Origin of the sequence: Candidatus Vallotiella adelgis, assembly GCF_020541305.1 — a bacterium.
In the GTDB taxonomy this organism is placed as follows: Bacteria; Pseudomonadota; Gammaproteobacteria; order Burkholderiales; family Burkholderiaceae; genus Mycetohabitans; species Mycetohabitans adelgis.
Genome location: NZ_CP047397.1, coordinates 36,066 through 59,478, shown reverse-complemented (window position 1 = coordinate 59,478; position 23,413 = coordinate 36,066). Strand labels below are relative to the sequence as shown.

The 23,413-nt window shown below is 42.5% G+C and carries 10 protein-coding genes and 2 pseudogenes; 4 read left to right on the top strand and 8 right to left on the bottom strand.

Annotated features, from left to right (window positions below; all coding sequences use genetic code 11):
• Positions 1-783 precede the first annotated feature (783 nt).
• Positions 784-1,590: a bifunctional hydroxymethylpyrimidine kinase/phosphomethylpyrimidine kinase gene (gene thiD, locus GJV44_RS04455; protein ID WP_226806961.1), complete on the top strand. Its 807-nt coding sequence runs from the start codon at positions 784-786 to the stop codon at positions 1,588-1,590.
• A 405-nt stretch (positions 1,591-1,995) separates the two neighbouring features.
• Here the strand turns inward: thiD and GJV44_RS04450 are convergent, their stop codons facing one another.
• The 3 genes and pseudogenes from GJV44_RS04450 to tsaB all read right to left on the bottom strand — a co-directional run bounded on the left by GJV44_RS04450 (position 1,996) and on the right by tsaB (position 4,459).
• Positions 1,996-3,084: a uracil-DNA glycosylase gene (locus GJV44_RS04450; protein ID WP_226806937.1), complete on the bottom strand. Its 1,089-nt coding sequence runs from the start codon at positions 3,082-3,084 to the stop codon at positions 1,996-1,998.
• 148 nt (positions 3,085-3,232) lie between these two features.
• Positions 3,233-3,688, bottom strand: a pseudogene (gene rimI, locus GJV44_RS04445) (ribosomal protein S18-alanine N-acetyltransferase); the annotation flags it as partial.
• Between the two features lie 6 nt (positions 3,689-3,694).
• Positions 3,695-4,459 carry a tRNA (adenosine(37)-N6)-threonylcarbamoyltransferase complex dimerization subunit type 1 TsaB gene (gene tsaB / locus GJV44_RS04440; RefSeq protein WP_226806960.1) on the bottom strand — a complete coding sequence of 255 codons (765 nt, stop codon included), beginning with the start codon at positions 4,457-4,459 and terminating at the stop codon, positions 3,695-3,697.
• 767 nt (positions 4,460-5,226) lie between these two features.
• On the opposite strand from tsaB, the gene GJV44_RS04435 reads away from it, so the two are divergent.
• Positions 5,227-6,882, top strand: coding sequence for a DEAD/DEAH box helicase (locus GJV44_RS04435; protein ID WP_226806936.1), 1,656 nt, complete (start codon positions 5,227-5,229; stop codon positions 6,880-6,882).
• A gap of 650 nt (positions 6,883-7,532) precedes the next feature.
• Here the strand turns inward: GJV44_RS04435 and argG are convergent.
• The 4 genes and pseudogenes from argG to glpK form a co-directional block, all read right to left on the bottom strand.
• Positions 7,533-8,894 carry an argininosuccinate synthase gene (argG, locus tag GJV44_RS04430; protein ID WP_226806935.1) on the bottom strand — a complete coding sequence of 454 codons (1,362 nt, stop codon included), beginning with the start codon at positions 8,892-8,894 and terminating at the stop codon, positions 7,533-7,535.
• 936 nt (positions 8,895-9,830) lie between these two features.
• Positions 9,831-10,334 (bottom strand): annotated as a pseudogene (locus tag GJV44_RS04425) (flavin reductase family protein); the annotation flags it as partial.
• Positions 10,335-11,967: 1,633 nt separating this feature from the next.
• Positions 11,968-12,738: an MIP/aquaporin family protein gene (locus GJV44_RS04420; RefSeq protein WP_420885759.1), complete on the bottom strand. Its 771-nt coding sequence runs from the start codon at positions 12,736-12,738 to the stop codon at positions 11,968-11,970.
• A gap of 21 nt (positions 12,739-12,759) precedes the next feature.
• On the bottom strand, positions 12,760-14,256 hold the full coding sequence (gene glpK, locus GJV44_RS04415) for a glycerol kinase GlpK (RefSeq protein ID WP_226806934.1): 1,497 nt from the start codon (positions 14,254-14,256) through the stop codon (positions 12,760-12,762).
• A 3,292-nt stretch (positions 14,257-17,548) separates the two neighbouring features.
• Here glpK and hpnD point away from each other — a divergent pair.
• Both hpnD and shc read left to right on the top strand, forming a co-directional pair.
• A complete protein-coding gene (gene hpnD / locus GJV44_RS04410; RefSeq protein WP_239025384.1) occupies positions 17,549-18,313 on the top strand; it encodes a presqualene diphosphate synthase HpnD in 765 nt (254 codons plus the stop codon).
• 64 nt (positions 18,314-18,377) lie between these two features.
• The gene (gene shc / locus GJV44_RS04405; protein ID WP_226806933.1) at positions 18,378-20,375 is read left to right on the top strand and encodes a squalene--hopene cyclase; all 1,998 of its coding nucleotides are present in this window, start codon (positions 18,378-18,380) and stop codon (positions 20,373-20,375) included.
• A 457-nt stretch (positions 20,376-20,832) separates the two neighbouring features.
• Here the strand turns inward: shc and GJV44_RS04400 are convergent, their stop codons facing one another.
• On the bottom strand, positions 20,833-22,563 hold the full coding sequence (locus GJV44_RS04400) for a cation:proton antiporter domain-containing protein (RefSeq protein WP_226806932.1): 1,731 nt from the start codon (positions 22,561-22,563) through the stop codon (positions 20,833-20,835).
• Between the last annotated feature and the right edge of the window lie 850 nt (positions 22,564-23,413).

Here is a 23,413-nt window from a genome sequence, read left to right as displayed (position 1 = left end):
TCGTTCCGTCTTACATTATACTTTCGATTTTACGAGCATATTTTTAGATTTTTATGAAAAATATGCATCATATTTTTCATAAAAATATCAAAAGCGTAAGCTATATACAGTTGTACTAACGTACATCTTTAACTCTCTTACTAGATCTATTAATTTTCTTCTGTGCCTAGACAAGTACGGTGTCTTGATTGAGTGTCTGTCACCAGAGGTACATCTGGTAGTAGCCAATATCTAGATCAAGGGAAGACTATCTAATCTATTATTTTAGTAGCCTTGATAGAGTATATTTTAACTCATTACTCTATACATTGCATAGTCATTTATTCTCCACTTATCTTTCATTTTCCACTTATCTTTCAATAAAACTTCGTACTCATTATAATAATATTTTTTGATATTCTCGTATACTTTCCATCATATTAGTCATTAACATATCTTCATTTTTAGTAATACTAATTAATACGGTATTTTAGTGCGACTGGAATTTGGTTCTCTGCTAAACTTCCATATTTAGCAGAGAACCTCAAAAAGAATGAGAATCTATTGTACTTGTTATTCTTTTTCTTAGTGGCCTCGTTCATTTTATACAATGCAAAAATCTACTTTGTACTCGTAATGTTCTGCACTTTGTGAGCCTAGGTATGTAATACCCAATGAGTCACCACGAAACGAACCGGCGTGTTTTTAGTTTCATCACGTCTCGCGTCGATCAGTGATCGAAAAAATTATTACGCGTATGGCAATAATTACATATCAATAAAAAACTATCAGTAGTCTTTGACTATAAATAATATGATTCCAAACGTGCTAACAATTGCGGGGTCTGATCCAAGCGGTGGCGCTGGCATTCAGGCAGACATTAAGACGCTTTCGGCACTAGGCGCATATAGCGCTGCGGTAATTACCGCGTTGACTGCGCAAAACACGAGAGGTGTCACTGCAGTTCATCCAATATCTTCCAGAATCGTCGCTGAGCAACTAGATGCAGTATTTAGTGATTTGCAAATCGATGCAGTAAAAATTGGCATGCTCGCGAACGTTGAAATAATTTGTACAGTTGCTGCCGCGATCGAGCGATACCAGCCTAAGTATATAGTGCTCGATACTGTGATTCTATCATCTAACGGTCATTTGTTACTCGAACCAGATTCACTTAGCGTGCTGCGTGAGCGACTTCTTCCACTAGCCAGTATCATAACACCTAATCTTTATGAATCAGCTGTGCTGCTTGACCAGCCAATTGCTGAAAATGAAGCACAGATGGCATCTCAAGGAGATGCTTTACAGGCACTAGGAGTATACGCGGTGCTCCTTAAAGGAGGGCACTTGTCAGGCCTTTGTAGTCCTGACTGGCTAATCGAAGATTTCTGCCATACCCGTCTAGTCACTAACCGCGTGAGCGTAGCAGGAACACATGGAACCGGATGTACATTATCTAGCGCAATGGCTGCGCTTCGCCCACAGCGGCTGAACTGGGTCACTACCGTTTGTGATGCAAAAATTTATCTAACCCAAGCATTAATGCACAGCACACGGATTTCTGTCGGCCATGGGACCGGGCCACTACACCACTGCTACTCTTGGTGGTAGATTCCACGAAGAATCAGCATGTTAGGCGATCTCAAGAGATACACTTTATTATGAGAACAATACCTAGATACTTGAGATATCAAACAGAAATATCATGCAAATAAAGTCCCCGATTATTAAATCTCCGTATCAGCGTCCGGGTGTGGGGGCTTGGAATCAAAGTCGTGGCAGCGCCATCATCCTATATGCTGATTTGCAGAGCAGAACTGTCGAAGCCACTTATATGCCCATAATTCAACTATTAAAAACGGTGCGATTTTTAGACATTTTTCTTACATTAACCGGAATTCTGCTCGTCGCTCACCTCCCTCAACGGAGGTTAGAATATAGCTTAGAATATCTAGATGTTGCATTTTTCTGTAATGAACGCTATCTATCTCTAGAAGAGTCGCCATTATTACAAAATTAATGTATTACGCTGTGTTGGCGGTAAACTTTACGAGCTAGACATAGATCACTCCAGGCTTTATGCTTGTCATCTAAGCTGCGAAGCAGGTACGCTGGATGATACGTAACGACTACGGGAATTCCTACATATTCATGTACACGTCCCCTAAAAAAAGAAATATTCGCATTCATTTTTAGCAGGCTCTGGGCGGCAAAACATCCAAGCGCAATAATCACGACTGGCCTGACTAATGCTACTTGTCGTTGTAAGTAAAGCTCGCATCGCATGACTTCATCCGGCTTTGGATTGCGATTTTTAGGCGGTCGGCATTTCAGAACATTAGCGATGTAGACATTATCGCCACGCTGAAGCTGTAACGCAAGCAACATATTATTTAATAGTTGACCCGCTGGACCGACAAACGGCTCGCCTTGCTTATCCTCGTTTTCGCCTGGGGCTTCACCAACTAGCATCCAGTCAGCTGCCTCGTCACCAACGCCGAATACCGTGTTTGTGCGCTGTTTGCACAAGCTGCACAGTGTACAGCTTGTTACCCGCGCTTTTAAAGCTTTCCAGTCTAACATTAAAACTGGTTGCTCGGCTAATGCGGCACCTAGCGAGACTTCGGAAGTTTGTTTACTTATGATATTCAACTTAGCGTGGGCTGGACCGACTAGAGTAGCTGCTACGTGCTTCGTATTCGACACTTCTATAGCCGACCCTACTATTTTTTTCGCCTTGACTTTATCAAGCGTTTCGCTGGCATCAACCGTTTTGAAAATACTGCGCTCTTCCCAAGTTGGGGTGCTATCAGTCAAAGTTTCTTCAGCCTCCGCTCGTGTCAGCTTACTGGGAGGAGACTGGATGTCTTGAATGAGCGAACACACTGCACTTTCTTGCGTTTCATGTACTTGAACAACAGTTACATCCGTTTCTTGTATAGGCTGAGACGGCATTACACATCCGATTTTTTGCCCCACATCTATAAGGGGGGGTGGGGATGTACTGCCTCCAGTCTCAATAGGACGAAGATCATGACCTATGTTGAAATAGATCCAAAACGACGTAATGCCCAGCTCTTCTAGAATCGCATCAAGATTTTCCATAGGCCCGCGCTTTTGTTCTATTTCTCTCGGGATGTTCCCGCATGCTATCTAGTGCTGCGTCTCGCAGCAAGAAAGTTTTCTTTGAAACACACCGCCCATATTCATCGCTGTGCTTCATAGCAGAAAATTGCAATACCGACACCGAATAGCTCATGCTGTAACGCATCACTATTGCGTCCTCGCGCGCTCGATTTAGTAAAGAATAGTAATTTTTTCGCCGACCAATTACAACAAAGTTAAAACGCTTATACAGCCGTATAGCATGATGATTAGATAAACGAACATCAAGTAAGATGCTGTTAATATGGTGTGTACGTGCAATCTGCACTACTTCGTGCATCAACGTCACACCAACGCCTTTGCCTTGAGCATCGGGCGTCACGCATAGGTTTAATAAATGCATCTCATCTACAACCAACATCATCATGCAATAGCCGACTAACGCGTCAGCGTCGTTCCGTAGGCAAATACCAAAGTGACCATTGTTCAGCGAGTCCTCAAAGCTTTCTCGAGTCCATGGAAACGTATACACAACACGCTCGACCGCTTCGACTTCATCAAGATCGCTTGCAATCATTGGCATCAAATAGCGCTTATCTCTCATAACACATCACTCATTAGACTTTCTGCATGGATCTTTTATCGCAAACTCCATTGCGCGCTCGCTAATAGTCTTCGCAACCGTATCGCGCACGTACTCGGGAATGGCCAAGCGCGCAGGAAACGAGCGACCCGCCATAAACGCATACCATCCGACTATCGCCAGCGAGTGGGCGTGCGGCATCGCATAGCTGTCGATTACACGCGCTCGCGTGGCGACACATAGAGCGTCACCAAATACCGACGATGCATTGCCAGCTAGCGTAAAAGGCTCGTCTGGAACAGGCACGCTATCAGGTGCAGAGAGAGCAGCAGGATGGTATACCCGCCAATCATCCAGCACATCGTCCCATACAAAATCTGCCCAATAGACCCCACCCATACGCGCATCGAGTGCCACAAGCAATCGTCGTGCATCCGAATCCGATTCGCGTGCTCGCTCTGCACAAGCGAGTAATGTACATATCGGCACTACTGGAATACCAAGGCCAAATGCTAACCCTTGCGATACACCAGCCGCTATTCGCAGGCCAGTGAAAGATCCTGGCCCTGCGCCAAATGCAACCGCCTCGCAATCAGCTAGCACGAGTTTCGCTTCCCCCAGAACTTCACGCACAGCCGGAAGAACTCGTATACCAGAAACCGGGCCAGTGTACTCGTGGCGGCTGATTACACATGGCACACTGCTGGCATGTTTCAGATACAACACCGCAACTGAGCAGAAATCGGTCGATGTATCAAGGGCAAGCAAAGCTTTAGGAATCATAGCTGCTATTGTAATCTTAATCTCGTAGTCACTATGGTTTAGAAGACCTCTATCATCGAAAGATTTCAACTAAAAACATAGTGTAAGATATGAAAAATACTCCTAAAGAGTGAGGATAAGTACTATTTGTCGTGAGAATAGAGCGAAATTCAGAAACGTTGGAGGTATCATTAGAAATCTAATGTTTTTCCTGCTTGTACAATTTTTTTTAAAAATATCATTGAAACTAATGTGATGGCAAAAATCCCAGTTTAGATGATATTACCGACACGTATAAAGTTCTGTCGTAGTCTAAGATGAAATCGCATTCAGAGCACCGCTAAGCACTAATATACTCATGCGTTAGATTGTACAAAATAGTATCGAGTCATAGTTCCGCGGTCTGGTTCAGCAGATACTAAACAATATTACTCATAGATAGTGGCACAACACACAAAATTCAGATATAATTTTGAAATTGCGCGCTTCTAAGCTAATACATTTTTTAGCGTCACGCGTTTTTACAGCGTTCTGCCCAAATTCCCGTTTAGAAACTGCCCCCCTAATATTTTCCTAATTTTGGGTGCGGAGTTGTAGATTACTCAATATTCTAATTTCCGTGTTGGGCAGTTTTGCACGGCTGCAGCCTCTAACACCGGCTCGCATTCTATGTGCTATGCCAGTTTTCGGTCTGGTATCTGGTAAACAGTCATATTCACGAATATGACTGTTTATTGGCACATCTCGCATTTTGCCGTACCGTTCTGCGTTTTTATCGCGGAACTTATAGGACTTTCATGACTTCGAATTCTACCTCGTCGTACTACCATAAGGCGCCAGCAGTTCCAACGCCGACTTCTGGAACTACCCCCGCCACACCTAAACCCACTGTAATAGGCGCTCATCCCGAACCTACAGTCGTCAGTGCAGCCGTCGATAATGCACCGCGTAATAATACCCCCAGTGAAAATAGCTTTATAGCACTAGGCCTATCACCAGAAATTGCCTCTACTGTAACCGCCGCTGGTTATCACACGCCGACGCCGGTCCAGCAACGCGCTATACCAGCAGCACTAGACGGACACGATCTAGTGGTGTCAAGCCCGACTGGCTCAGGAAAAACCGCAGCATTTATGCTGCCTGCAATCGAGCGATTCACGCAGATGCAAAGAACCGGCACTGTCAGACAACCTACGCATCACGTACAGCGCGGAGATCGGAGCGATCGCCGATATCGCCGAGAGCAACCCGTCGCTAGACCAGCGCTTTTGATTCTTACGCCGACACGCGAACTTGCAATGCAGGTTACTGTTGCGGCAACCACTTATGGCAAGCATCTACATCGCTTACGCACGGTTAGCATTCTGGGCGGAGTTCCCTACGGCCAACAATTGATGCTTTTATCAAAAAACCCAGAAATTCTTGTTGCTACACCCGGACGACTGATTGATCATCTCGAGCATGGCCGCATCGACCTTTCCCAGTTGCAGATGCTAGTGCTAGATGAGGCTGATCGGATGCTTGATATGGGATTTATCGAAGATATTGAGTCTATTATTAACCGAACCCCAGCTACGCGACAAACACTACTATTCTCCGCAACGCTCGACGGAAAAGTAGGTTTGCTGGCACGACGTTTTCTTAGTAATGCTAAACGGATTGAAATTGGTTGTGAGCCAGAATCACGCGTAAATATTACGCAATCTGTCCACTACGTCGACGACCGCGCTCATAAGGATCGGTTACTAACACATATGCTGTCTGATAGCACCCTCGATCAAGCAATTGTATTCACTGCGACTAAAAATGATGCGGACGTGATCGCTGCCAGGCTAGCTGAAGATGGATTCTCCTCCGCTGCATTACATGGCGATTTACCGCAAGGTGCGCGAAATCGAACAATCCGCGCATTGCGTGAACGACGCGTCCGCGTATTAGTCGCGACAGATGTCGCCGCACGTGGCATCGATATACCCGGCATTACACATGTGTTCAATTACGATTTACCAAAATTCGTAGAAGACTATGTACACCGCATCGGTCGAACCGGACGTGCGGGGCGTAGTGGCATTGCCATTAGCCTTGTCCAACATGCCGAGGCTGGCATTTTAAAGAGGATCGAGCGATTTGTTCGTACACCTCTACTTGTTAGTGTAGTCGCCGGATTAGAGCCAAAGCGGACATCATCTATGCATACACCGGTACGTCGAGGCATACCGCCACGCAGCCATAGCCGAAGTTCCGGAATCCATCAAGGAAGGGGGGCAAACAATAATTACGGTAACTCTCGGCACAATGCTACTGGCGTTAGTAGCCGCGACGCTAGCTATCGTGGCGGATTCGGTGACGTCCGAACTGTTCGTGAAAATGACCGCAACCGTTTTTTAGATTCTCCAAAACCGATACGTCGTCGGGATAACGATCGACGTACTACGTCACGCTACGATGATTAAATTCTTTAATATAAGATTTAGTTAGAAATAGACCGATGCTCTAATTAATATATAGTGCCTTATAGAACTAATTCTTTATAGAAATTAAAATTTTAACAGTAAAAGCGTTCAAATAATCCATTTTATTTAATTAAACGTGCAATATATTTTTACATATTCATGTATACATGAATATGTAAAAATATATATAAAAAATATAAATCAGGTATCTATAATTTTTATCTTTTAATTTTTCGCTTGTTTTTTACATGATCAGAAACATTATATCTTTGATTTGCCTTCGATATTTGTTTATCTCTAATCATTTTGATAACGAATTAATATAGTCCTCTATACACTATTCCCGGATAAAAACACCTCGATCCACACTTCTTGTGGCGTGCTTACTTTTTTATGTATATTGTTTAACAATATACCCGCAGCTTTATGCATTATCGCTACAAATCATGGCAAAGCATTTCCTCTAAAGAAGGCAGTTATACCTAAAAAAATCATATGCAGCTAAATTCATAATACTGATCTCTCAAGTGTTTTTCATGTTTTCCGCGCCACACCAACTAATCACTAATAATATAAAAGTTCTTATATAAAATGACATAATTTTTATAGCTCTACAAATTTATAGTGTGAATATATAGCTAAAAAAGATGTTAGTCGCTAACAGTATTAGCGATTTGTTCTTTGTTTTTCTCTAACCGCGGAAAAGAAATTATCTCGCGTTTTTCTCCAAAAACACCGGTTTTAGCGTAGATCTGCAGCATATCTCGGGTATCGGCAATATCAAGATTGCGCATTGTCAACTGACCAATACGGTCTAGTGGCGAAAATGTTAACTTACCCCTTTCCATTGTCAACCGATCGGGTTTGTAGGTTAAATATGGTGACTCAGTATTAATGATTGAATAATCGTTACCACGACGTAACTCGATAGTTACTTGACCAGTAATCGCACGTGCAACCCAACGCTTCGAAGCCTCACGTAGCATAATTGCTTGCGGATCAAACCAGCGACCTTGGTATAGTAAGCGCCCAAGACGGCGACCGTTGTCACGATACTGGTCGATAGTATCCTCATTATGAATGCCCGTTACTAGGCGGTCATAAGCAATATATAATAAAGCTAGTCCAGGCGCTTCATAAATACCGCGACTCTTCGCTTCGATAATCCGATTTTCAATTTGGTCGCTCACACCTAATCCATGCTGTCCGCCAATTCTATTTGCCTCGAGCAACAGCTCGACACCGCTGCTAAACTCAAGGCCGTTAATCGCTACTGGGGTTCCTTGATCGAATTGCACGGTGACATCTTCTCGAGCAATCTGCACATCATCACGCCATGATGCAATGCCCATAATTGGATCAACTATCCGTATACTGGTATCTAATTGCTCAAGGTCTTTAGCTTCATGTGTAGCACCAAGAATGTTAGAATCTGTTGAATACGCCTTATCAGCAGACATCCGGTAATGAAAGCCTGCTTGTCTCATAAACTCAGACATCTCAGAACGACCGCCTAACTCGTCTATAAACGCTTGATCTAACCATGGCTTGTAAATGCGCAGGCCCGGATTGACAAGCAGCCCATAACGATAGAAGCGCTCGATATCATTTCCTTTGAACGTGCTGCCATCACCCCAGATATTCACATCATCCTCTTGCATTGCCGCCACCAGCATAGTGCCGGTCACTGCACGACCTAATGGTGTCGTGTTGAAGTAGGTAACACTGGCCGTGCTGATGTGAAACGCGCTGCACTGCAGCGCAGAAAAGCCTTCTTCGACAAGTTGAGCACGACAATCAATAAGCCTTGCGTTTTCTGCTCCATACTGTTTTGCCCGACGCGGTATGTCATTGTAGTCAATCTCATCGGGCTGGCCTAAGATAGCCGTATATGCATATGGAACTGCTCCTTTAAGACGCATCCAGTGAAGTGCTGCGCTCGTGTCCAAGCCGCCGGAAAACGCAATTCCAACTCTTTGGCCTCGAGGCAGTTGTTGAAGGATAGTTGTCATAGCTATTTTTGAATTTTTGTATTAAAATTTTGTAGTCGGCTTACCAACCTACCTAGTAGGTATGCGTATAGTATAATACATGCCTAATTAGGCATGTATTATATAGTATTTAATTACTTCACGTTATGTACATAATAACAAAAAGTAATAAAAAATATTAACACAATTACTAATTGTTTTGTGTTAATATTTTTATTTATAATGTAAACATTATAAATAAGTTTATAATTTGTTACTAATATAGTATATAAAATTATTATTAATTTTTAATTATTAAATGTTTTTATAAACACATGGTTATTATAATACACTACACAAACAATTTTGTCAACACACGTCGCAACTTAACCACAGTAACTTTAAGTAGAATGAAGTCTTTAATGCCTAATAATATATAATTAAAAATTAATAGAATTTATATTCACTTAGTGTTTATATACAAAAATTTATTTATTGTATCATAATTAATATTAATAATAATTTTATTTTCTGGTACCTTTTATTTATTAAAGTACCAAAAAATAATTTTTTAAATAAAAACCTTTGTTACAAAAAGTTAAACTGCTAAATATTTTTATATAAAATGGTTAGATAGTAGAAATTAGAAATTAAAATATACTGCAGAGATGTGTTTCAAAAAACCTATAGTGTTGAATAGGTATTAATATAAAACTACTGAAAAAATCTAGAATTTATGCCTACTTCACTCGATATTAATTCTAATATAAGATCTATGTGTCTACCGACATTAATACTCATTAATGTTGTTCTGACCGATATGACGTCTTTTTAATCTTTAATTTATTTTCGTATCGACTCGGAAGTATACGGGTACCCCCTACTCTAGGCAGCCGAAATCAACCCAAGAAATTGATTAGCACTAACTCGCACGTATACTCGAAAATTATGCTTTCATTAGTGGGCAAGCTGGACACAAGCAGATACATTTTTCGAAAGACTAAGATTTACATAAATACTACGGAAATAGCCAAGTGGCATCGCATTCGTATATGAAAAACTTAATACACGACCAATTAAAATAGTATGATCTCCGGCTTCTACAATCTGATGCATCCGACAATCGAAGCTTGCTGCAGTATCGCGAATAACTGGGCTACCCGTGCAACACGCATACCATTGTATTTGTGCAAACTTGTCTACGGATTTTGAGGAAAATAAATCCGAAATTTTTTTTTGGCTTTCTGTTAGCACATTAACTGCAAAATGTGCTGCATTAGCGAACGCAGTGTAACTCGATGCACGCTTTGCAACACATACCAACACCAGCGGTGGATCAAGAGACACCGATGTGAATGAATTTGCAGTAAGTCCACGCGGTGTGCCATTAGTCTGCAATGTCGTAACGACGGTGACACCAGTAACAAACGTACTGAGGGCGCGGCGATACTCGTCGGCATCGACAGCGAACTCGTTGATCAATCGTAACCCCCATAAAAACAACTACGCATACTATCATTCTACAACAAGCCAGTGACTGTAGCACGTATCGCAGCACCAGAATGCAGGTTTGATATATCTTTTCAGGCGATTTATAATATGTAGACTAGCTAGTCAAGCACAGTATGGATAGCGTTTACACTACTCACTCAAAGATAAGTTAAAACGGTAAATAAAGTCAAATCCAGATCGGACTAACGCCCGCGGACAATTATCATATCTCGGAATAATTATTAAAAATTGAGCAGCTCAGAAAAACCGACCCTCACTTGAATGCTAAATTACCTCCGTAAGGCTAGACGACAAGACATATATTTTATTATCAGAATTTTTAATGCTATTACTCTAATATTTTCCGTAATCGCTATTACTCTGGCTATGTTGCATATAACATCGCTTGCGGGTCGATAAAAATTCGAATGTAAAATTAATATTAGTTCTAACTTAGTCGGCTTTAATACCAGCATAAGCAAAATATGATGATATGTCCGTATAGACTATATCTAATTTTTTTATAAGAATGTAAATTCTCTTTTCCCGTAAGATTAAATCTTACCTAATCCCAAGACGGGTTTGACTCGATCTAATAATCCTTATCCCAATCTTGTTCCGGGAAGACCTACTAATATAATAGGAATATAGAACATAAATTCTCAATTTTTATTGTAATATCATTCAGATAAATACAAGAATCGCGAAAATATTTTTCTAAAAGTTAGAGTATTTTAAGTAGGCTCGTACCTCATGTGATACCACAATAAAGTATCAATGATATCTATCAAAACAAGTCGCATGCATTCTATTCATGATGTTCGCGTTAAATAAAGACAAGGTCTAAAAATATTTGTCGGGTATTGGAATAGCTAAGCATGTTTATATCTTATTTATCGCCAGTATGCTCAAGCACGTTTCTCGGATTAAGTGATAACACTTACTATATTTAAGAGTTATAGTCTTCACACAGTGAAGCGAGGCAGTAGGTACAAGTAATTATATCTTCTATATTTTATTATATAGTAAATAATAGTTCTATATTTATAGTGTAATATTAATCAGATTCGTATTCACTGCAGATCGGTTAAAGTTACTAAATCCAAACATGCAAAACTAGCCAAATTCCGAGAACGGTAAGATATATATTTTTGAAATTTTTCAAAGAATCATCTCTAATATAACGTTAAAGAACGAAGACGAGACGCCGGAAACACTATCATAATTTCTATAAACAGAATACTGTCATTCAGGCTATAAAACACGTGTATTACTTGAACCGATAGATAAAATCGGGATGTATGTGAATAAATTTTTAGTATATGTATACTAAAAACGTGGTGTTCTTCGGGTGCAAGCCTAAGAACAGACTAAATAAAAACAGATAAGAAGATACTTGATTACCACTAGAAGCCGAAAAGCAGAAGAACTTTCTAATCAGCTATAGGGAAAGTCTGCTTGTTCTTACTAGAAATACGGAGCATCAGCACTCTATCAGTCTATAGAGTGCTGCAGTGGCATATCTAAAATAGCTTCCTCCCCCCCCTGCCGAACCATATAACATAAGTACGCTTGGCCCTAGCATAGCAAAGAAAAATCGAAAGATGCCGGCACAAGATTTTTTCTATAGGCTTAATATAGCAATCTGGGATATTGCCTGCTTGGCGAGCAGGCGGATTTCCTCTATCCTATGGTACATAGAGACCGCTGACGCCAGTATGCCACCGGCTAACGAGCCAATAACCGGCACCCATGCATAACCCCAATCACTATTACGCTTTCCTGATATAGGCAGTAGTGCATGTACAATCCGAGGACTCAAGTCTCGTGCCGGATTCATGGCATAGCCAGTTGTTCCGCCAAGCGATACGCCAATGCCTAGTACTACTAATGCAACTGGCAACGCATTAATCGCACCTAGTCCAACAGACGGCGCAGCCATATTTAGAACCGAATACACAAGAACGAATGTCGCAACAATCTCTGATGTGAGATTGCTTAGTTTATTGCGAATTGCTGAACCTGTACAGAACACCGCAAGCTTTGTATCTGCGCAATTTGTCGACTCGAAGTGCTTACGATAGATGAGCCAAACTAAGAACGCGCCGAACATTCCGCCCAGCATTTGTGCGGCACAATAAGGCAAAACCTTAGCCCATGCTAACTTACCAGAAACAGCAAGCGCCACAGAAACAGCTGGGTTTAGGTGCGCTCCACTATAAGAGGCCGAGCAAATAACACCTACAAATACAGCCATTGCCCAGCCTACAGTAGGCACAATTAAGCCGCTATTTTGGCCTTTTGTGCCTCTTAGCATTACATTAGCAACAACACCGTCACCAAGTAATATTAATATGGAGGTCCCAATAAATTCTGAAATTAACGCATTAATCATTTTACTCTCAGTTATCACCAATCAGGATGCTGCCCACATTATCGCAGCGGACACAGCACGTTGCCAGCCAGCCCTATGCCTAGCCATCTCCTCCGATTCTAAAGCTGGTATGAAGCGTCGATCTAACTGCCATTGATCTTGGATCTCATCGATTCCATTCCAATATCCGGTTGCTAATCCAGCGAGGTAGGCAACACCGAGCGCAGTAGTCTCTGTCACACACGGGCGTACTACTTCCACTCCGAGAAGGTCTGCCTGAAATTGCATTAGCAGATTATTCTTCGATGCACCTCCATCGACGCGTAGTTCAGTAATCAACTGTCCCGCATCAACCTCCATTGCCCTGAGGACATCAAACGATTGATGGACGATGCTATCTAGTGCTGCGCGGGCAATATGCGCAGCTGTAGTACCCCGTGTGGCACCAAATAATGTACCGCGTGCGTTCGGATTCCAATGCGGCGCACCCAGGCCAGCAAAAGCTGGCACAAAAAAAACACCGTCGTTATGCGGAACAGAAGCGGCCAGCGACTCGATATCGGATGCCCGCTTGATAATTCCCAACCCATCGCGCAGCCATTGCACTACAGCGGCGCCAATAAAAATGCTGCCCTCTAGTGCATAGGTAATCTTACCGTCAATTTGCCAAGCAATAGTTGTTACAAGGTTGTTGTGCGACTCAATTGGCTTATCTCCAGTATTCATTACCAGAAAGCAGCCCGTTCCGTAGGTATTTTTGACCATGCCCGGGGTTGTGCACATTTGCCCGAACAGAGCAGCCTGTTGATCGCCCGCTACACCAGCAATCGGGATCCGAGACGCGAACACAGTTGTCTGCGTAGACTCATATAACCACGAGGATGGCTGCACCCTCGGCATCATGCTGCGCGGAATCTCCAGTACAGCCAGCAATTCATCATCCCACTCTAAGGTATGGATATTAAATAGCATCGTGCGAGATGCATTAGTCATATCCGTAGCATGCGTTTTGTGACGCGTAAAGTTCCACATTAGCCAGCTATCAACCGTGCCAAATGCGAGTTCACCTTGCTTAGCGCGCTTGCGCGCTCCAGCAACATTGTCTAGAATCCAACGAATCTTCGTTGCAGAAAAATAAGAATCAATCGGTAAGCCAGTCTTCGCGCGAACCAGGCCTTCAAGTTCGCGCTCCTTAAGTTCGACACACAAATCTGCGGTACGCCGATCCTGCCAGACAATGGCGTTATAAACTGGAAGCCCGGTATTGCGATCCCAGACAATTGTTGTCTCACGTTGATTGGTTATGCCTAATGCGTGAATCGACCCCCCGTTCAGTCCAGCACGCACAACAGCTTCGGCAGCAACTCCCGCCTGAGTCGACCAAATTTCCTGTGGATTATGCTCAACCCAACCAGGTTGAGGATAGATCTGCCGCAATTCTTTTTGCGCGGTTGATATAACATTACCATCGTGATTGAAAACAATCGCCCGCGAACTAGTCGTTCCCTGGTCCAGCGCTAGAACATACTTAGCCTCCATAACTGTCTCCTTCGGTTTATTCGTTATTAAACGCTACACCGTATGCGTATGGTGGAGGGCTGAGCGAAGCAAGGCAGTCCGGCTATAAATGTTCGAATCGAATATTTATCTCTATCATCATACTAACCACATCGGCGTGCAGAAATTTAATGCCCTAACTCTAAAATGTAAAGTCTATTCTAGAGTAGACTCTGGAAAACCTGCAGATGAGAATATGGAATAATCATTCAATCTAAAAACTGGGATAAATACTGTGGAATATAGAATATAATGTTTTCTAAAATGTATTTATATGCACGAATATAATATTCGTGATATTGCTATTCAAATACCATTACAAAACAGCGATCCAGGTAGGAGACTACGCTCTCCCAAAAAAAAGTATCTGACAGTCAATAGACTGTATTGATCTTGTTTATATCACAGCATATATAAGATGCTATCAGCATCAATTCCTAAACACGCAGAGGAACTCTGTATACAATTCTAGATACACGGACCGACCAGCTATTCACCCAATTGAGAGCTCATTCCTAAATCTATTTTAGCTGGATGCAAACCTCAAGGAAATTACCCCTGTGTCTATTGCGAGTAATAACATTATATTACCGTCTGGATAGATACCCCAAAAAAATCGCTTGGCTAGAATAGCCATGCCCTAGATCTCTATAAAAAATAATTCGAGCATGGGATCGCTTATCCATAAGATGTATCCAGTCCGAATAGCCGTGCTCCGTCATGCTAACACTGATATATCAATAGTCGGCTATACACCCTGCTAAATAATATTTCGTTGCTTATTTAAAAGCATAGATCTGGGTGTAATAATCAGGCACCAAATCGTTGTTATCGATAAGAGTCAGCATATAGTCTGATATAATAATTCTAATAATAGTCGCAGAAGTTAACCAACGTGGCTTACTAGGACAAAGCCTTGTCAAGGCTAAGGGACATGATCTATAAAATTAGAACACATCGCATCCTAAATAACAGAGGACTTTAGAGTACATCCCATAGCACTAAACGACATGGCAAAAAAAACTACATTCCACAATAATAACTGCTTCCGATAATAGTATTTTTGGTAAAAATATTACTGAGCTCTATACCGTATAAAATCAATAACATGCTACTATAAATAAAAACAGATCAGATCTGCTATGTATTAAACTCTATAGTAAACGAACCGCACTATTTTACTTGAGTACGATGCGAGATAATATCAAAAAAGTAATTTTTTAATCCCGGTACACACTCTATTCCATTCTCGACGCTCTTGTAATAGTTATTATAATAGATTATGAAAAGAAAAACACGGGTGCAGAAAATTAAATATCAATATAATGTCGTGCATTATTTCGGATATACATTAGTTATTTGTCATGGGTATTGAGTAAGTAAACTTAATCGACTGTGATTAACATATCAGTGCTACCTAGTAGCGGTTGATATATAATCTGTGAATTCAAAATTAAGTCTGTTGATTTACTGAATAAGATAAATCTAAAACTATTCGATAAATAGAATGAGCCAGCCTAAACGATCAGAGAGAAAATAATTTCTGTAGATAGCGCAGCTTATATTAAAATAAATCTATATCAGATGATTGTCCAGATTTTAGTATAATAAAAGATAAAAACTAGATATCTAGTCGAGGCCTGGATTTTTAAGGATATCGCTTTATGAGGATCCATCGTGTAACACAAATTATATTTAATATTCTAGGATAGCTTTTTTATTAGAGAAATAGTTTTTCTAGCAACTACGCTAAAAAGTAGCGTAGTGATTCTTATCTTAAACCAAGAATGTGCTTATCTTCGCTGAAGTAGAGCATAACACGGACGGGTAGAGCACAATTTCTTCCGACCTAATTAACTGATATATAATCTATATTATCAGAAATATAATAAAAAAAATTATTATTAATCAGGCTCTGTACGAAATTCTCGTAAAACAACTACCAAAACAAATCTAAATATTAAGATCATGCTATAACAGTCCCTGTGCTGTAATATCAAATCTAAAACAACGCTATCATATAGCATATATGACGCGAGCAACATACCTCTTTAGTAGAGGTAGAGTAAACGGTATATTTCCAAAAAGTCTCGTTATTCACTATATTCATCGAATATCTATTTTTTAATTGATGAAGATCTACTATTTAAATGAGATATGAACGATTTATTGACTAAATTCCCTCAAGAAACTTGAGAAATATTGCTACTGTTGCTGTTTGTAGTTACGTAGGTGATCGGTTTTCTACTCACTCAGGCGATTGTTTTAAGGATCTGCGAATTCTTCTTGTCGAGTGAGACAGACGAAGTGTGTTCGTCGCTCACTTATAAATATGTATTTTGTCACCCTTCTTAAAGATTGTGAATCGAAGAATTAACAATGTATTGAATGCGCCGGATCTACACTTCTCTCAGAACTCTTTTGCAGACGAAATCAGTATTTAACTACATTGATTCAATATATAAGTTATTGAGCGCAGCTCAGCACAACATCTACTATATTTAATGTGGACAGCGAACCGCTCGAGCACGTACGAGCATTACTTATTTATATAGTATATAACTACCACGACAGCTTAGGGCGTAACCAGGGAATGCAGATGCGTTCACTAAAATATACTAATTACTGTGCCTCTCGTTTGAATTAATGCAGCTGACCGAAATAAAATTAGATGACATCAAAGATCGCTCTTTACTGACTAGCGTATCGTCGCCTAACTAAACAACGACATATGCATATATTAGCGTGTCATTGCCAAGCGACTTATGTTTCAACGAACACATGCAATAGAGATAGGTACATGTTTATTACTATTGCTTTGTACAATTTAGTGAGCCAGCGATACCCTACAGTTAACACATCTTCTAGTTAGAAGAGTGAGTATAAATATATACTCACACAATAGAGCCCGCCTAATATCAGCATATACCGATATGATCGATCTAAAACTTTTTTAGTTAATTTCTTGCAAGTAGCATAATAATAACGAATAGATATATATTAATTTTTTCCAAAAAAACTATTATGTTATCTGTAATAAACTACATAAAATGTGTCAAAAACAGAGCGATTGTAATAATAAACTATGTTATTATTAATAATGATTAATAGCGAAATATCTAACCTTGGGGACATCTGTGCCAGATCAACTACGTGTAAATAATTGTCACATTTTATTTTACATCTAAAAACAGTGGACATCGACGAATCTATCAAAACACATTATGCTATTCGCAGACAGCAAGTCGCGTCTAGCAGTTCGTTCTACACCGCGATGCGCATCCTACCCAAAGCGCAGCGGGAAGGAATGTACGAGATCTATTCGTTCTGCCATCAAGTCGACAATGTCGCAGACAGTGGCATGTCTCGAGAACACAAACTCACTATACTCTCGCAATGGCGTTCTAAGATAGCAGCCTTGTACGTTGGAAATATCGGTACACAGCTAGAACCGCTCTCGCGTGTAGTACAGCGGTTCTCACTTCGACAGAATGATTTCATCGCGATAATTGATGGTATGGAGATGGATGTAGTCAATACTGTCGTAGCCCCGGATCGCAACACACTTGACCTGTATTGCGATCGTGTCGCCAGTGCGGTTGGTCGCTTATCGGTAAAAGTTTTTGGAATGCCAGATGACGATGGTCTAAAGCTCGCGCATCATCTCGGGCGAGCGTTGCAGTTGACTAACATCCTAAGAGACATTGACGAAGACGCTGCCGTAGGCCGGTTCTATTTACCCCGAGATATGCTTGTAGAAGCCGGCCTCACGCATCTTACACCGTACTCTATCTGTGACGAATCGCTAGATCGCGCATGCGCTCCACTCATTGCCAATGCTCGCGAGCACTTTTCTCAAGCCACCAAAATCATGCGGCAGTATCCTCGGTACGTGGTTATTGCGCCACGCATTATGGCGCAAGTTTATTACGCATTACTCAAGCAGCTAGTCCAACGTGGATTCGCCGTTCCGCGTAAGCCTGTTCGCGTATCGCGTACAAGCCTTATGCTAGCTATTGTCAAACACTATCTTTTCTGACTATTCGTCTGATGCTGTCCGATAAGCACTGCACCGCAGAATTGTTTCTAGAGATTGAATCATCATGTTTTATAAACCCTTAAATCCCGACATTACTGACACACCCACCGAACACACCAGCACGCCACTGCTGACTGAGCGTCTGGAGCATGCAATCCGATCGGCAACCAATGCACTACTAGCCGCCCAATATGATGACGGCCATTGGGTATTTGAGTTAGAGGCCGATGCAACGATTACAGCAGAGTATGTGTTAATGGTTCATTATCTAGGGGAAACACCTGATTCCATCCTCGAGAAAAAGATCGGCACCTACCTAAGGAGAATCCAGGGAAAACACGGCGGATGGCCATTATTCCACGATGGTGATTTCGACATGAACGTCAGCGTTAAAGCATATTTCGCACTGAAGATGATCGGCGATCCACCTGACGCACCACATATGAAACACGCGCATGATGCAATTTTAGCGCATGGTGGCGCGGCTAAAAGCAACGTATTCACACGAATCTTGCTCGCACTATATGGTGTGCTTGACTGGTGCGCAGTTCCGATGATGCCTGTTGAAATAATGCTGCTACCGAGATGGTTTCCGTTTCACTTATCGAAAGTATCATACTGGTCGCGAACTGTGCTCGTTCCGCTACTCGTGCTTCAGGCTAAACGGCCTCGTGCTCGTAATCCTCACGGCATTGGAATCGATGAAATTTTCGTCGGTTCGCCACGAAACGTCGGACCGATATCGAGAGCTCTACATCAGAACCAGGGATGGTTTTTATTCTTTTCGATAATTGATGTTTTGCTGCGAAGGTTTGATCGGTTTTTCCCAAAACATTCACGCCAAAAAGCCATTGATGCCGCAGCGCACTTTGTCGAAGAGCGCCTGAACGGCGAGGACGGCCTCGGTGCGATATTTCTAGCTATGGTCTACTCGGTACTAATGTATGATGTCCTTGGCTATCCACCAGACCATCCACATCGCGCGATCGCGCGAAAGTCGATCAACAAATTACTAGTTATCCATGATAACGAAGCCTATTGTCAGCCTTGTCTATCTCCAGTTTGGGACACCGCGCTGACTGCGCACGCACTGATAGAAACCGGCGAGCAGCGTGCAATCGAGCATGCGGCAAGAGGACTTGACTGGCTACTTCCGCTCCAAATCCTCGAAACTCGAGGCGATTGGATTTCACGTCGCGCAAATGTGCGGCCTGGTGGATGGGCTTTCCAGTTCTCGAATCCATATTACCCAGACGTAGATGATACGGCAGTAGTCGTAATGGCGATGGACCGTATGGAGAAACTGCAGGTTCGCAAGAACTATAGCAATGCGATTAATCGAGCCTGTGAGTGGGTGGTTGGTATGCAAAGCTACAGTGGTGGCTGGGGCGCATTTGAGCCAGAAAACACACATTTATACCTAAACAATATCCCATTCTCTGATCATGGAGCATTACTAGACCCGCCGACTGCAGATGTATCTGCACGTTGTCTGTCAATGCTATCGCAACTTTCCAGTACTCCGCAACGACAGATGTCAGCCTCTCGCGCGAAGCAATATCTCATTGCGGATCAGCAGGATAATGGAAGCTGGTATGGTCGATGGGGAATGAATTATATTTACGGAACTTGGTCCGCGTTATGCGGCCTGCGTGCCGCCGGCATCACTCCGGACACATTGCTGATGCGACGCGCAGCACAGTGGTTACGTTCAATTCAGAATCCGGATGGTAGCTGGGGCGAAAACGGAGACAGCTATACACTGAACTACTGTGGCCACAAAAGATCGACGAGCACTGCATCACAGACTGCATGGGCACTACTTGGATTAATGTCGGCTGGTTGCGCACAGGATGCAGCCGTCGCGCGCGGAGTCGCCTACTTACTAAACACGCAAAACGATGAAGGATTATGGGACGAACTGCTGTTTACTGCTACCGGATTCCCGCGCGTGTTCTACCTACGCTATCACGGATACCGAAAGTTTTTCCCGCTATGGGCACTTGCCCGTTACCGCAATCTCACCGTACGCAACGAATGCACTGTAGCCTGCGGAATATGATGGTATTAAATTAGGCTGATCACAATAATATGGGATAATTTGAAGCGCGTTAGCTATGTTTTAGCCTAGCAATAGACCTACAACTAGAGGTAACTCTTGTTATACAAATATTGATTGCTTCCAGGTCGTCAAAGCCGATTAACGGAACTGAGTGCAAATGTAACCAATTATGCATCTTCGATGCATACTATAAATCGGAAATTTTATTTCCGTAGTAGCTACTATATCATTTTAAAAAATATATTTTACCCGATCAATAGTGACATATAAAATGCAGAATTTCTTTTAGCACCCCAGTCTTACTGTGTCTAAGATTAGTTAACCGAAAGTTTATATATATAGAAACTGTGGATCACAGTACATACATTTGTTAGTCTAGTCACCTAAGTTTCGGTGAAACTTGATTCAAGTATTATTAATTGCTTAATAGCATTAGTTGTATCGATCCGAATCGGTTCTAAGAACCGGTCATCCGTGATAGAACGTGCAAACTCATACCATGTGCCAACTCTCTATCTCCAACAAACACAGTGCCGACCTGCTCTGATTTAAGTAACTCAGCTTCGTCGTCATTGTCGGTGCACAACACCGCTTCGATAGACGGATTCACCATGCGAGCAATATCGACAATCTTTCGCACATCAAAAGTATCCGGCAACGTCACCACTAACATTCCCGCCCGGGCGACGTGTGCCTGTACCAGAACTATCGGATCAGATGCATTTCCACACACAGCAGGCACCTGTTCAGCGCGAAGTTTCTCGACAATATCGCGATGCTGCTCAGCTACTACATACGAAATCCGATGAGTAGCTAGCGTCTGTGCGATACGGCGCCCGACCCGGCCATAACCGACAATTACGACTTGGCCGGTTAAGTGAGCCTGCGGAACTGTCATCGGTAGTGCAGCTAGCGGATCCTCGCGGCATTCCATTCGTCGCGCTAAGCTAGAGCGACTACGGATCCATGCCTGTGCCGGCTCAACTGCAGCAAACACGAGAGAATTCAAAGAAATCGAAATAAGCGAGCCAGCAAGAATCAAATCTTGCCCTTCTTTCGGTAATAAGCCAAGCGACATTCCTAGTCCGGCTAGAATAAATGAAAATTCACCTATTTGCGCAAGGCTCGCACCAACAGTCAATGCGCTGTTTAGCGGGTAACGGAAAGCAAGCACTAGGGCTACTGCTGCTAATGTCTTGCCAAGCATAATAATCGCGACTACGCCGAGTACATGTAGTGGTGCGTTAAGTAATACATGGGGATCGAATAGCATACCAACCGACACGAAGAACAAAACCGAGAATGCATCGCGCAACGGCAAAGTCTGGTCCGCTGCACGATGACTGAACTCGGACTCGCGCATCATCATTCCTGCGAAGAATGCACCCAGCGCGAACGACACATCGAATAAACGCGACGAGCCATATGCTACGCCTACTGCAGCAACGATCACACATAGTGTGAACAGCTCGCGTGAACCAGTGCGAGCTACTAGGAATAAGAGCCGCGGGAAGACCCGGCGTCCGACCACTAGCATTAATGCGATAAAAGCAGCAACCTTCGCGCAGGTTACGCCAACCATTGCCCACAATCTAGGCTGCGGAATAGCCGAATGCACCTCAGTAAGTCCCGCGATAATATGGTGACCGTCCGGAGAGCCACCGAGCAGACCGGCTAACGGTGGAAGCAAGACCAGTATGAGCACCATAAGAAGGTCTTCGACAATTAGCCAACCGACCGCAATACGGCCGTTGGCCGAATCAAGCTGGCTTCGAGCCTCCAATGCGCGTAGCAATACGACCGTGCTAGCTACTGACAACGCTAACCCGAAGACAAGCGACACCCCGATTGGCCAACCCCACCACATTGCCGTACCCATACCAAGCGCCGTTGCCACCACAATCTGGAAAATTGCGCCAGGTACAGCAATACGCTTGACGGCTAGCAGATCGTCAAGCGAAAAATGTAACCCGACGCCGAACATCAGCAGCATCACGCCGATCTCAGCAAGCTGGCCGGCAAGCGCAATGTCTCCGACAAAACCAGGGGTCGCTGGTCCGCATAGAACGCCGGCTACTAGGTAGCCGACTAATGGTGGCATGCTCAGCCAGGACACAGCGTATCCGAGAATCATCGCGAGCCCTAGACCAGTTGCAATCAAAGTGATAAGGCTGATATCGTGAGGCATTCGACTCCTTTAAGAATACGTGAATAAAGCGTACAGAGGCCTTAATGATACGGGAGCTTAGCGCTGCCATGGCGTTAACTATATTAGAGATAGATAAAATAACGTATAGAAATGATATAAGATAAATTAATTAGTCGTCATTTACAGTATCTCGGTGAAATTACGATCTTATCTAAACTAGCCTGACAAAAAAGTTCATAACCGTACACAACCTCGTTTGTACCGCAATAATTAGCATAAAACGAAATTTTTGATATAAAAAATACTCCGTTACACTAAGATATGATGATGTTTCCGCGATTATTAAGTAGTTAAAAAATTCGTGTGCTTCGATGAAACTTGATTCATCTACTAAACTGCCACTGGTCTTATGCTTATTGGAAGCATAAATCGGAGATTGTCGTAACATTGTGCAACAATAGACTAAATCGGTTTTGTTCCCCCCATGATGATTGATTGCTGTATTCTGAATCGACATAGTAATCGCAACGTGTTTTAGTGCGCACCCAAATATAATTGCTCGATCATATAATTCTGAGTACTACAATCGGATGGTATCTATTATAAAAATCCACTAACAGTTTTTACCATCTAGACATCATTTTCTACTGCACTGAGCATCCTATTCACCATTAATATCCACAATTAGCTATATGGATGAATCTGCTAGATGACGCGTTTCTCAAGCTAATTGAGATGTTCATTGAACTCATTCTTTTCTACACCATAACATGCTGTAATCTTCGGTATTCGAGAAATTACAAATAGTCGCGTTTATAGACAAGCGTTGCTGTACCTTCATATTGTCTCGACATTCGCACTGCTGATTAGGTCAAGCTATCGCACATAA